A 13353-nucleotide genomic window follows, 5' to 3' on the forward strand; every position below is an offset into this window, starting at 1 on the left:
TAAAAGCCTATTACCAACCTGGATTTTGTCCGTCCCAACTACTGTTACCTAAATACCTCAAACTGATCTCGGTACTTGGGAATGGCACATAGTAGTATTTGGCAGGGAACACCCTTGTAACAAATGGAACTGTTGTCCACGTACGTTTCAACTGTCCGCCAACATTCCTGGCAGTAGTTTGGATACCGTGCAACACCGTATTCAATACAGTTTTGGCTTTTAACCAGCGGTTCAGGTCATTATAGCGGTGTCCTTCATAAGCAAACTCAATGGTTTCCTCATTCTGAACCGCGTCCCTGAACGCATCAATAGTGGCCGGATTTTTATCAGGCATTCCGGCACGTTGCCTGATCTTGTTCAAATAATTTGCAGCTTCGGCACTTGGGCCCTGGTATTCGTTAAGCGCTTCGGCATAACCAAGGTAAAACTCAGCAAGGCGGAAAACCGGCCATGCAAAGTGGTTATCGGTCATGTTATCAACCCTTGCAACAAACTTGTAGGTTTCCGTAGCATAACCATCTACGCCGGCATCGCTGCTGGCCAGGTTACCATCTGTACTATAATCGCCTTTTTTGTAGTAAGCAAGGATACCGCGCTGGCTGCTGTAGTATTTACCATCATAAGCAATAGTTTGATAAAAACGGGGGTCAAGGTTCCATGCCGCAACATCAACCGGTAAATCGGAACCGCTTGCAGGCATTGTCCATTTAGTACCATCAATTTTTTCATACTGTTGTATAAATTCGATAGGTACGTTGTTTTTAACACCCCATTGTGCTAAACGTAATTTTGATGAAAGGTACTGGCCCCATGCCGAGCCATCGCCCCAGCCGCCACCTGCTCCTGGAACCTGGTTTGATGTATTAACTAAAATCAACTCCTGGTTGGCAAACACGTTCCACACCGATTCGTAATCGCCCAGTGTAGCGTAAGTTTCGCCGGTTGTTAACGGATGACCTGTATTGTACAATGAAACACCACCGGCTGCAGCATTATCAATTACATCTTTAGCAGCTTTAGCAGCTCTGTTCCAGCGCTCTTTATCATAGCTGGCATAGGCCAATACCGTATCGCGGGTATCATTAAACCTTGCGCCAGATACGTCGCCTTTCATCCCTGCAGGAGTATTATAAAGCGGACTTGCGGCATACAGTAAAATCCTTGCTTTTAAAGCCATGGCTGCCAGCTTGGTAACACGACCAAAATCGGCAGTTGGACGAGTGGCGGGCAACATTGACGCAGCCTGGTCGCACCATTTAACCACACTATCAACAACTGATTGTACCGAACTACGTGGGATTGCAATTTTCACTGTACCATCAAGTGGTTTGGTTACAATAGGCACACCACCATAATACCTGAACAACTCGTAATGCTGCATAGCGCGGCAAAACAAAGCCTGGCCTTTGGTATCGGTTTTCCATGCATTATCGGCGTCGGCTACTTTGTCTATATTTTTCAATACCAGGTTAGCTTGCCTGATGCCTTTATAGTGCCAGTAAAAACCGGCCCCGTTATCCTGGCCAAAACCATAATCGCAGTTGTTATCGGCACTCATGTTACCGGTAATGTATGAACCTGTGTTAATGGTATTTGAAGCCCAATCATAAGCCGGGTGGATGATATAAAGTTGATCGGTAAGTGCTTCGGGACGGCAGCCGTCATAAGTTTCAGGGAAGTATCCCCTTACACATAACATATACATTTGGGCTACCGCGTATTGCGCCTGGTTGCGGGTATCAAAAATGGTATCAACTGTTACCGCACCGCCTTTAGGCTTTTCAAGAAAAGTTTTTTTACAGCTTGTTGAAAGCATACCACCTATGAAACAAGCCACAAGCAGTAAAATAATATTTGTTCTTTTCATCATTGCTATATTTTATGATTAAAAATTAACATTAACGCCTACGTTATAGGTGCGGGTAAGCGGATAACCGATGTAACCTAAGTTTTCAGGGTCGCCCCAGATTTTGTTTGGCGACCATGTATACAGGTTATATCCGTTGATATAAAAACGGGCCGAGCGGATCCCTACTTTTTTCAGAAGCTCGGGTTTAAGCGTATAGCCTATTTCCGCGTTTTTCAATCGTACAAAAGCAGTGCTTTTCAAAAAGAAGGTGTTATAAGCTGCATCCTGGTTGTACGCGGCAATAGGGAAATCAATACGGTCGCCATGATCGTAACGATCCTGGGTGTACCTGTTCAAATCCACATCAAACAATGATTGCTGTTTGTTGAAGTGCAGCTCCTGCATAGCATATTTAGCCACACCTGATTGCCCCTGGAATAAGGCCGAAAAATCAAACCCATGAAAGCTAAAACCAAACGATACGCCGTAGCTCAACGTAGGCAGATCGGTTTTACCAGAGCGTACATAATCTTTTTCGTTGATGACACCGTCACCGTTAACGTCTTTAAGCCTAACCTCACCCGGTTGTAAAGGAGCACCGGCGTAACCCAAATCTTTTTGATAAACCGGGTTACCGGCCGCGTTGTTATACGGTTTGCCATCGGCACCAACAGCCAAAACAGGTTGTGAAAGTATCGGATTACCGTTACCATCAATTTTGTACAACTGCGACCATGAAGTATAAAGTCCATCGGCCTGCAGGTATGAGCCCTGGTTAATAGGACGACCGGTAGCTGCCTGGTACTCTAAGCCCGGCGCAATGGCTTCATCCTTAAACAGGATCTTGTTGTGGTTTGTTGAGGCATTACCTTTTATCCACCAGGTAAATTTACCAGGAGCACTGGTATAGCTCAATTCAATCTCATCGCCCCAGTTCTTTACTTCGCCCAGGTTGTAAGGAGGCAGGGTTGCCTGCACTATGCCTGGTACACTGCCTTTGTATGAAAGGATGTTTTTACGATGTTCATTATAGTGATCATAAATAAGCGAAAGACGATCATTAAACAGGTGTGTTTCTAAACCTATGTTTGATTTGGTTGCCGTTTCCCAGGTTACGTTAGGGTTACCCAACACGTTTTCCTGTGCTCCCTGGATCCTGTTACGATCATTAAGCGTACCAAATGTGTAGCCACCGCCGGCATTGTAACCGTTTACATATTGCCAGGTATCAGGCAGGTACAGGTAACGGGCCGATGTTGTAGTACCGGGAATATTGATGCCGTCGTTACCTACTTTACCCAATGATCCGCGAATTTTTAAATAAGTTATATAATCGGTTTTAGGGAAGAACGACTCGTTGCTGGCAATCCATCCTAATGAATATGCAGGCAGGAAACCAAACCTTTTACCTTCAGGGAAGTTTTCTGAACCGTTATAACCCATGTTATATTCGGCCAGGTAACGGTCGGCATAATTATAAGTTACCCTACCCGATACGCCTTCGTAAGCGTGCGGAAGGTCATACAGCAAATTCGGATCGTATTTTTTCTCGGCATTGGCAAGGATCAAACCGGTAACCGTATGCTTTTTACCAAATACACGGTTATAGTTGATAGAGAACTCACCATATACTTTACGCCATTTATCGGTATAAAAATCTGTCCAACGGGCTGGCGCAACGTCATTGGTTAGCTGTACCAGGATAGGATCAAGCTTATTGCCGTTAGGATTTGGACGTAAACCGTACAATAACGGAGTGTATTTACCACCAGTACGGCTCTGGAAATAACTATCATAAGCACCACGGGCGTTTACCGATAAACCAGGGGTAATATCATCTAATTTATAGGTTAATTTGATGGCCGAGTTTAAAGTACTATTGGTTGTAATATTATAGTTGTTGCTATTTGCGATAGCGTACAGCGGGTTAAGCTGATCGTTTTGATTAGAGAAAGGCACTACAAACTTGCCGTTTATAATACCGGGAGAACCAAGCGGCGATGACCATAAAATACGTTTTTCCCAGGTGTAGCCATCGTTATCCATACCGGTGATGGTTACGTACTGGGTTGATACATCTACAGATACCCTAAAATCGCTGTTTACATCAAAATCGAGGTTTGAGCGCAAGTTATAGCGTTTCTTTTTAAACTGCATCTCATCCGAAAAAGGCATATAATCGGTATTGAACAAACCGCCTTGTGCCAGGTAGCCTAACGATACAAAGTATTTGGTTGCCTTGGTACCGCCGGTAATGTTGGCGTTTACCTGTGTTTGAGGAGCAAACTTATTGAAGATCTGTTTTTTCCAGTCCTGATCAGGGTGACCATACGGATCATAATAAGGATTTGCCTGTCCGTTAATAGTTGGCGTATGCGCGTTTTGATAATACTTCAGGTCTTCTGGCGAGTAGTATATCGTCGCGTCTTTGATCCAGTTAGCGTCACGTTTGGTAGCGAAGTCGTTCCAGGTTTTCACATCGGCATCCCTTGAATGCTGGATCCAGTAGTTTTCGTAGCTCTGCTCATTTAACAACGTGGCATACTGGTACGAGTTAACAAAGTTTGGCATGCTCGAAAACTGCGAAATCGCTGTCTGAAATGTAGCACTCACTTTTGGCGCGCCTTCTTTACCCCGTTTGGTAGTAATTAGGATAACACCGTTTGCACCACGCACACCGTATACGGCTGTTGCCGAAGCGTCTTTCAGGATGCTGATAGATTCAACCTCGTTAGGGTCGATATCGTTGTAGCTATCGCGGGCAATACCGTCAACCATGATCAGCGGCGCCGTTTGACCGGTGTATGTACCCACACCACGTACATATAACGTAGCGCCGTCTGCACCAGGTTTACCGCTGGTTTGGGTTACAGTTAAGCCCGACAAGCGACCGGCCAGCGCATTACTCAGGTTAGCAACCGGCGACTGCACCAGGTCTTTGGTGCCAATTGATGTAATAGCGCCGGTTACGGTTTCTTTTCTTTGTACGCCGTAGGCCACAACCACAACCTCGGTAAGGTCTTGTGGGGCATCTTCAAGTATTACACTTACTTCAGATCGGCCGTTAAGGGCAACTTCCTTAGTTCTGAAGCCAACGAAGGAGAATACCAGAGTGGCGTTTGGCTCGGCAACGTTAATGGAATAATTACCATTAATATCGGTTATGGCGGCAGCCGTTGAACCTTTCTGTTTCACAGTTACACCAGGTAAGGGTAATCCCTTACTATCAACAACTTTACCATTGATCTTTTTAGGCGCATTGCTTTCTGCCGCTGTTTTTCTGCGGATAAGAATGGTTTTGTTGTCGATGGTATAAGTTAACGACTGATTGCTTAAACACAGGTCCATAACCTGGTTTATAGTAGCGTTGGTAAGATCAACAGTTACCGGTTTAGCCAACTTAATGTCTTCAGAGTTGTACAGAAAATCATAATTGGTTTGATTTCTGATCTCTTCAAAAACTTCTTTTAAAGTTGTTTGTTTAACCTTTAAAGTAACTTTCTGTGCATAAGTTGCAGCAGACACCTGTAAGAAGGTAACTGTTAGCAAAATGAGTGTCAGTTTCATAATAAGCACAGGTTTATATAGGCGCCCACGATGTTTGCCGCAAGTAAATGCAGTAAAATTTTTATACATTTGAATGTCAGTTTATTAATAAGTGGTTGTAATCGCTGCAATTAGTTTTACTATCTGGCATTGCCATAAAACGGCTTAGGTCAGGGGCGGTCCGAAACGCTCCTGGCTTTATTTTTTATGCTGATAGATAATTGGTTGGGGATATTGAAGAGTGTAGATCTATTGCATAACGGTGATCCTCCTTCCTGTAATTTTAAAATGCACATTACTTATCTGTTCAAGGTTTTTCAATAGATCTGTTATGCTTTTTGAGCGGGTAAACGTACCGCCAAAACGTTGGTTAGCAAAGTTGCCCTGGTATTCAATATCTGCATCATACCAGCGGGATACCTTTTTCATGATATCCACTATATTGTCATCATTAAACATGAAATAGCCATTTTTCCAGGCCATCGCCTGACTGATGTTTGCTTTGGAAACATCAATAGCATTGCCATCACTACCTATAACAGCCTGCTGTCCAGGCCTTAACAATGCCAGACTACCGCTTTTACTGATCTGTACGGAGCCTTCAAGCAGCGTGGTAGTTAAATCTTTATCATCAGCATAAGCGGAGATATTGAAATGTGTACCAAGTACTTTTACTTGTACATTGTTCATTTCTACATAAAAAGGCTTGTCTTTATTTTTCGCTACTTCAAAGTAAGCTTCGCCGGTAAGTTTTACAGTACGACTGTTGCCGGTAAATTCGGTTGGATAACTTAATGACGATGATGAGTTTAACCAAACCTGTGTGCCATCAGGCAATACTACCTGGTACTGGCCGCCCGGCGGTATGGTTAAGGTATTATATAATACCGCGTTAACACCAGCGTGGGTAGCATTGGGCAGCACATCATAAACCAACTTACCGTCACCAACTTTATTCACTTTGCATTTTCCATTGCTGGCCAATGCGCCATTAGCCGCGCTATCCAATACTATACTTTTACCGCCGGCAAGCGTGAGGATGGCTTTGTTGCTTCCGGGAACAATTTTGGCCATGTTATTGGCCGCTACTTCATTTTTAACCGCTCCCATTTTTTGACGACGGACAAAGTAAAACCCTACCGACGCAAAAATTAAAACAGCAGCCGCGATTTTAACCCAGCCGGCGTATAGCTTCACTATATTACTTTTCCCGATAACAGGTACGGGAATAATGGCATCATCTTTAAAACGTGGATCGGCCTTGATATCGGCTAATACTTTTTGAGCACGGGTATTATCAAATCCGGGAGCACCCTCAAGGTTCAGCATTTCTTCGTCAACAGCGCCCGATACATCATCCGGATTATTGTTCAGATAACTGAACAACTCGTCACGGTCGGCATCGCTTATAGCATCGTTAAAATACTGTTCAAGTAAACTCCTGAGCCTATCGTTATTCATGTTTTTGGTTTATATACAAATTCCCCGGGAGGGGCATTTGTGTATAGAACACACAACTCAAAGCATAGGACTACCCGAATGTGAAATATTTTTCAAAAATCTAATTATTGTCATTATTCGCAGGCTATCATACAAATTATTCAAAGCCGACCATACATTCTTGTACGCTACAGCAGCAATTGAGTCGGCTCCGAAAAATCCTCATCTGTATTCTTAAACCCCTCTGTTTAAGATGAAAAAGTTTTTTTTTATCAGATGCAACTACCCCGCAACACCGGTGTCATTTAACAAAACCTAAGATTATGTTCAAGAACAATTTCAAAATCGCCTGGCGTAATCTCACCAGGAACAGAGCGTCGTCTTTCATTAACATCGGAGGCCTTGCTGTGGGTATGGCAGTATCTATGATGATTGGCTTATGGATATGGGACGAACTATCATTCAATAAATATCATCAAAACTATGACCGCATTGTAGCAGTGATGCAGCGGGAAAAATTTCTCGGCAATATCGCTGTAACAGACCATATGCCTTACCGACTGGTTAATGAACTCAAAACAAATTACCACAATGATTTTAAACACATAGTAACGGCAACTGAAACCCGCGAATACTACCTGTCACAAGGTGAAAATAAAATAGCGCAGACGGGACAATACGTTGAAGCCGCCGCGCCGGAAATGCTAACATTGAAAATGCTCCGTGGCTCCTGGGCGGCATTAAATGATCCGCGTTCGGTACTGCTTTCGGCATCTGCTGCAAAAAAGCTTTTTGGTAATACCGATCCTATGGATAAAACGGTGAAAGTGAGCGACACCTGGGATGTACATTCAACCACAGATGTGAAAGTAACGGGGATCTATGAAGACCTTCCGCAAAACGTTCAATTTCACGATGTTCAATTTTTCATGCCCTGGGAACTGTATGCGGCTACAGATACGCGGCTAAGCACAATGGGCTGGGACGATCATCGTTTTTTGATCTATGGCGAGATCTGGCCGGGCGCCGATTTAAATAAAGTATCGGCCGCTGTCAAAGATGCTGAGCTTAATGTGATCAGGCATCTGGACAATATGCGGGATGAGGTTGCGGCAAACCCCGAAATACTGCTAAATCCGATGAAGAACTGGCACCTCTATTCAACCTTTAAGGATGGTGTTGCCGATAGAGGGCCTATCCGGTTTGTGTGGATAGTTGGCATTATCGGTGGCTTCGTGTTGTTATTGGCATGTATCAATTTTATGAATTTCAGTACCGCACGTTCCGAAAAAAGAGCAACGGAGGTAGGCATACGCAAAGCCATAGGATCGGCCAGGGTACAACTTGTCATCCAGTTTTTTAGTGAATCGCTACTGGTGGCGCTGTTGGCATTTATGATAGCGCTGTTGTTTGTCATACTTGCTTTGCCAACATTAAATGATTTGTCGGCAAAGCAAATCTCGCTACCCTACACCAATATTTGGTTTTGGCTTTTTTGTTTCAGCTTTATCGTATTTACGGGTTTGCTTGCCGGAATTTATCCGGCTTTATACTTGTCTTCCTTCCAGCCTGTCAAAGTCTTAAAAGGGGCATTTCGTGCAGGCCGTATGGCTTCTCTTCCGCGCAAAGTATTAGTAGTAATGCAATTCACGATCTCGATTGTATTAATCATTTGTACCGTCATTATATATAACCAGTTGATCTTTAGCAAAGACCGACCTGTTGGCTACACACGCGATGGCCTGGTTATAGTACCAATGCAGTCAATTGACTATCAGGGGAAACAGGACGTTCTCCGCAACGAGTTAAAAAATACAGGTTTGGTGACCGAAGTAGCTGAATCAGAAAGCCCGGTTACAGGGATTTCATCAAATAACGGCGGCTTTAACTGGCAAGGTAAGGCCCCCGGTGTAGAAGAAAAATTTGGGACACTAACCGTTACAGCAGAATATGGAAAAACAATTGGCTGGCAATTTAAAGAAGGTCGCGATTTTTACGCCGGGTCTGTCGCTGATTCGTCCGGTTTCGTGATCAATGAGGCTGCCGCAAAGTATATGGGCTTCAAAAACCCGGTAGGCGAAACCATCCATTGGAAAAGCAAATGGAACAATGTTGATAAGGATTATAAAATTATCGGTGTAATAAAAAACATGGTGATGGAATCGCCTTACGATGCGATAAGGCCTGTTGTTTTCCGCCTGGGAGGTAACCCCAACTGGATTTTTATCAGGATAAGTCCGCAGGCAAGCGTTAGTAAGGCATTGCCCCAAATAGCCGGCGTTTTCAAAAAAATCGTCCCTTCCGTTCCTTTTACCTACAGCTTTGCCGATGAAGACTATGCTAAAAAATTTACAACCGAAGAGCATATCGGCAAGCTGACAAAATTCTTCTCTTGCCTTGCCATTTTCATAAGCTGCCTCGGGCTCTTCGGCATGGCAATGTTCATGGCCGAACAACGCACTAAAGAAATTGGCCTGCGCAAAGTATTAGGTGCTACTGCATTCACGCTATGGCGGTTATTATCAAAGGATTTTGTGGCGCTGGTAATTATTTCGCTCATCATAGCAACACCAATGGCCTGGTATTTTATGTCGAAATGGTTGCAAGGTTATCAATATCGTATACAGATAACCTGGTGGGTATTTGTACTTACAGGTATAGGCGCCGTCCTGATCACCTTACTTACAGTAAGCTATCAAACCATTAAAGCCGCACTGGCAAATCCGGTAAAGAGTTTGCGAAGTGAGTGATTCGTGGCAAAAAGTTTGGAGCATCAGGGCGCTACCCTATTACACTTACGCTAATTATAATCTGTAAAATTACCGATCAAAAATGCACGGTTGCTGTTCTCTTTTGATACACTTACAAAAGTTCAAAAATTATTCAAATAACTAATAATCAACAACATAAATAATTGGCATTATATTTACGAATAATTTCGTATCAATTTAAAACTTCCCGGTTATGATCAGAAATTACCTCAAAATCGCTTTGCGCAACCTGGTGAACAATAAAATTTACAGCGCTTTGAATATCATAGGTTTAGCTACAGGTATGGCTGTAGCCATGCTCATTGGTTTGTGGATTTATGCCCAGGTTTCGTACGATCGCTTTTTGCCAGGATATCAGCTGGCCTACAGGGTAAAATTCAACGTAAATAATAACGGGGAGATCAACACTGTTGGCTCTACCAATTTGCCGTTGGCTGATGCATTAAAAAAAGACTTTCCGGAGATTAAATATGTAGCACAAACAGACTGGATGGGTTCGCACCCGCTTATGGTGGGTGATAAAAGGATAAACGTTAACGGGGCAATGGCAGGCAGCGATTTTCTGAAAATTTTTCAGTACCCGCTTATAAAAGGTAATGCGGATGCTGTATTAAATGATCCATATTCTATCGTACTATCACAGGCCACCGCCACAGCATTATTTGGCAAAGCCGAAGCAGTTGGTAAAATGGTAAAGATTGATAATTTCCACGATCTACGGGTTACCGGTATCCTGAAAGATGTACCTGCCAATTCAACCTTTCAATTTAGCTTTGTTGTACCTTTTACCTATTATTCAATTACTAATGATGAGGTTAAGCAATCACTTACCAATTGGGACAATAACTCGTTCCAGACTTTTGTGGCATTGCAGCCCAACGTATCATATGCCGAACTGGCACCCAAATTAAAAGGGGCTATGGTTAGGCACAGTCCAAAATATTATGCACAAACCAAGGCCGAGCTTTTCCTGGAACCGCTGAAAGACTGGCATTTATTTTCAGAATACAGGAATGGCATAGTATCAGGAGGTTTGATAGATTATGTGAGGATGTTCGCGCTCATCGGCACGCTGATCCTGATCATCGCTTGTATCAATTTCACCAATCTGGCTACCGCCCGATCAGAGAAAAGGGCCCGTGAGGTTGGCGTGCGTAAAGCCATCGGTTCCAGTCGCAAAAACCTGATCTTCCAGTTCCTGACCGAATCCATGACCTTAACCTTTCTGGCCTTTTTGTTATCACTGCTTTTTGTTTCCCTGGCATTACCCGTTTTCAATAACCTCACCCATACAGAAATCAGCATTCCATTCACTAATGGTACTTTCTGGTTACTTATGATGGGCTTTGTTATTTTAACCGGGCTCCTTTCAGGTGGGCGACCTGCTTTTTACCTCTCATCCTTCAACCCTGTAAAAGTTTTAAAGGGAACTTTGCAAACGGGCAAAGCGGGTAACCTTCCGCGCGAGATCCTCGTGGTGCTTCAATTTACCTGTTCTATAGCGCTCATCATTAGTACTATAGTTATCTATCAACAAATAAATCATGCCAAAGACAGGCCTGTAGGTTACGATAACAACCGTTTGGTAATGACCGATGCCACCGGCGACCTGACACGTAATTACGATGCTTTTAAGAATGAAATGCTGGCATCAGGCATGGTGAGCAGCGTTACCAAATCCTCAAGTCCTGTTACCGATATCTGGGCCAATAATAGCGTAACAGACTGGTCGGGCAGGTTACCCGGCGAAACATTGAGCCTTGCTATCATTGGCGTATCTGATGCTGATTATTTTAAAACGCTGGGCATGAAAATAGAGCGCGGGCGTGATTTCACCGGCAACCTCGGGGCCGATTCTCTGAGTGTGATACTCAATGAGGCTGCTGTTAAACGCATGCGATATAAATCCCCTGTTAACGAGGTTATCACCTGGCATACCGTACAGCAGCGGGCTACGGTAATCGGGGTGGTTAAGGATGCCTTGATGGCCTCGCCATATTCAAACTCGGTACCAACTATCTTCATTTACCAGCCAGGCTGGTCGAGCGTGGTAACATACCGGCTTGCTCCAAAAGCAAATACCCATACGGCATTGGCTAAGCTTGCTCCAATATTCGGTCGTTATAATCCAACCATTCCTTTTCAGTATAGTTTTGTGGATGAAAGCTACGCCTCAAAGTTTGATTTTGAATCGCTGATAGGGAAGCTGGCCGGTTTATTTGCATCGCTTGCCATCATGATCTCCTGTATAGGCTTGTTCGGCTTAGCAGCCTATATGGCCGAAAAACGCACCAAAGAGATTGGTATCCGGAAAGTATTGGGCGCCACCGTACCACAGGTTTGGATGCTATTATCTAAAGAGTTTATAATCCTTGTAGTTATCAGTTGCCTGATAGCAAGTCCGGTTTCTTATTACTACCTCCATGCCTGGTTGTTAAAATATCAATACCGCATTAGCATAGGGCCGGGTGTATTCCTATTAGCAGGAACAGGGGCAATCATGCTTACTTTACTAACCATCAGCTTTCAGGCTATAAAAGCAGCGTTAATGAATCCGGTAAAAAGTTTAAGAACGGAGTAAGCATAATTTAAACAAACGTGGCCTTTTAAACAAAGCATCTTAGGGCTTTTAAACAAACCTGCGTGTAGCTATTTGCGAGAACTTTGCATTATAAATTTTTAATGCAAATGACAACAACAAATTTAAATAGCAATACCCAGGTACTGGTAACGGGCGGCTCAGGCTTTATTGCGGTATATTGCATTCTGCAACTTATTGAAGCAGGTTATAAGGTAAAAACAACGGTACGTTCCTTAAACCGTGAAGCCGAAGTACGCGATATGCTCAAAACCGGTGGCGTTGAAGCCGGAGATCGTTTATCTTTTATAGCTGCCGATCTGAGCGCTGATGCCGGCTGGGCCGAAGCGGCTGAAGATTGCACATACGTGATACATGTAGCCTCTCCTACCCCGCTTAAAGGCTACAAACATGAAGACGAAATGATCATACCCGCAAGGGAGGGTGTATTAAGGGTGCTGAAAGCGGCCAGGGATGCCGGTGTTAAACGTGTTGTGTTTACTTCGGCATTTGGCGCGGTTGGCTTTGGCCACAAACCACGCACTACCCCATTCAATGAAAACGACTGGACACCGATAAATGATAAGGTACCGGCTTATCAAAAATCAAAAACACTTTCAGAAAAAGCCGCGTGGGAGTTTATTAAAACCGAAGGCGGGGGGCTGGAAATGGCTACGGTAAATCCGGTTGCGGTTGCAGGCCCTGTTTTGGGGCCCGATTATTCGCATTCAATACAACTGATACAGAACATGTTATTTGGCAAATTAAAAGGCTGCCCGAGGATAAACACTGGTTTAGTAGATGTACGTGACGTGGCCGACCTTCACTTACGGGCCATGACCAACCCGGCAGCAAAAGGGCAACGTTTTCTGGCAATTTCGGGCGAAAGCTTATGGACTATTGACATAGCACAGATCCTGAAAAGACGCCTGGGTCATTATGCAGATAAAGTTACGGCGAAAAACGTGCCCAACTGGTTAATACATTTAACCGCCCTGTGGAACCCCACCGCAAAAGTTATCGCGCCTATGCTTGATCAAAACATGAATGCCACAAGCGAAAAAGCACGGCGCCTACTTGGCTGGTCGCCCCGCCCGGCAGAAGAAGCGATTGTTGCTACTGCTGAAAGCCTGATACAACTGGGAATAGTAAAATAAAGCTTTCAGCTT

The 13353-nt window shown here is 44.0% G+C and carries 6 protein-coding genes; 3 read left to right on the top strand and 3 right to left on the bottom strand.

Translation table 11 applies throughout. The annotated features are described in order from the left end of the window. Positions 1-10: 10 nt before the first annotated feature. The 3 genes from DEO27_RS16885 to DEO27_RS16895 form a co-directional block, all read right to left on the bottom strand. A complete protein-coding gene (locus tag DEO27_RS16885) occupies positions 11-1870 on the bottom strand; it encodes a RagB/SusD family nutrient uptake outer membrane protein (RefSeq protein ID WP_223817974.1) in 1860 nt (619 codons plus the stop codon). Between the two features lie 15 nt (positions 1871-1885). Continuing rightward, positions 1886-5416, bottom strand: coding sequence for a TonB-dependent receptor (locus DEO27_RS16890; protein WP_223817975.1), 3531 nt, complete (start codon positions 5414-5416; stop codon positions 1886-1888). A gap of 228 nt (positions 5417-5644) precedes the next feature. Beyond that, positions 5645-6856 carry a FecR family protein gene (locus tag DEO27_RS16895; protein ID WP_112567778.1) on the bottom strand — a complete coding sequence of 404 codons (1212 nt, stop codon included), beginning with the start codon at positions 6854-6856 and terminating at the stop codon, positions 5645-5647. A gap of 302 nt (positions 6857-7158) precedes the next feature. Between DEO27_RS16895 and DEO27_RS16900 the strand changes: the two genes are divergently transcribed. The 3 genes from DEO27_RS16900 (at position 7159) to DEO27_RS16910 (ending at position 13341) form a co-directional block, all read left to right on the top strand. Further along, complete coding sequence (locus tag DEO27_RS16900; protein WP_112567776.1) at positions 7159-9585, top strand: ABC transporter permease; 2427 nt, start codon at positions 7159-7161, stop codon at positions 9583-9585. Between the two features lie 214 nt (positions 9586-9799). Beyond that, positions 9800-12187, top strand: coding sequence for an ABC transporter permease (locus tag DEO27_RS16905; RefSeq protein WP_112567774.1), 2388 nt, complete (start codon positions 9800-9802; stop codon positions 12185-12187). 107 nt (positions 12188-12294) lie between these two features. After that, on the top strand, positions 12295-13341 hold the full coding sequence (locus tag DEO27_RS16910) for an SDR family oxidoreductase (protein ID WP_112567772.1): 1047 nt from the start codon (positions 12295-12297) through the stop codon (positions 13339-13341). The last annotated feature ends 12 nt before the right edge of the window (positions 13342-13353 follow it).

This window comes from Mucilaginibacter rubeus, from assembly GCF_003286415.2.
Lineage (GTDB): Bacteria > Bacteroidota > Bacteroidia > Sphingobacteriales > Sphingobacteriaceae > Mucilaginibacter > Mucilaginibacter rubeus_A.

What these genes read in the sequence shown, in the direction of transcription:
- DEO27_RS16885 (WP_223817974.1), bottom strand. Translation starts at nt 1,870, where the DNA reads ATGATGAAAAGAACAAATATTATTTTACTGCTTGTGGCTTGTTTCATA.
- DEO27_RS16890 (WP_223817975.1), bottom strand. Translation starts at nt 5,416, where the DNA reads ATGAAACTGACACTCATTTTGCTAACAGTTACCTTCTTACAGGTGTCT.
- DEO27_RS16895 (WP_112567778.1), bottom strand. Translation starts at nt 6,856, where the DNA reads ATGAATAACGATAGGCTCAGGAGTTTACTTGAACAGTATTTTAACGAT.
- DEO27_RS16900 (WP_112567776.1), top strand. Translation starts at nt 7,159, where the DNA reads ATGTTCAAGAACAATTTCAAAATCGCCTGGCGTAATCTCACCAGGAAC.
- DEO27_RS16905 (WP_112567774.1), top strand. Translation starts at nt 9,800, where the DNA reads ATGATCAGAAATTACCTCAAAATCGCTTTGCGCAACCTGGTGAACAAT.
- DEO27_RS16910 (WP_112567772.1), top strand. Translation starts at nt 12,295, where the DNA reads ATGACAACAACAAATTTAAATAGCAATACCCAGGTACTGGTAACGGGC.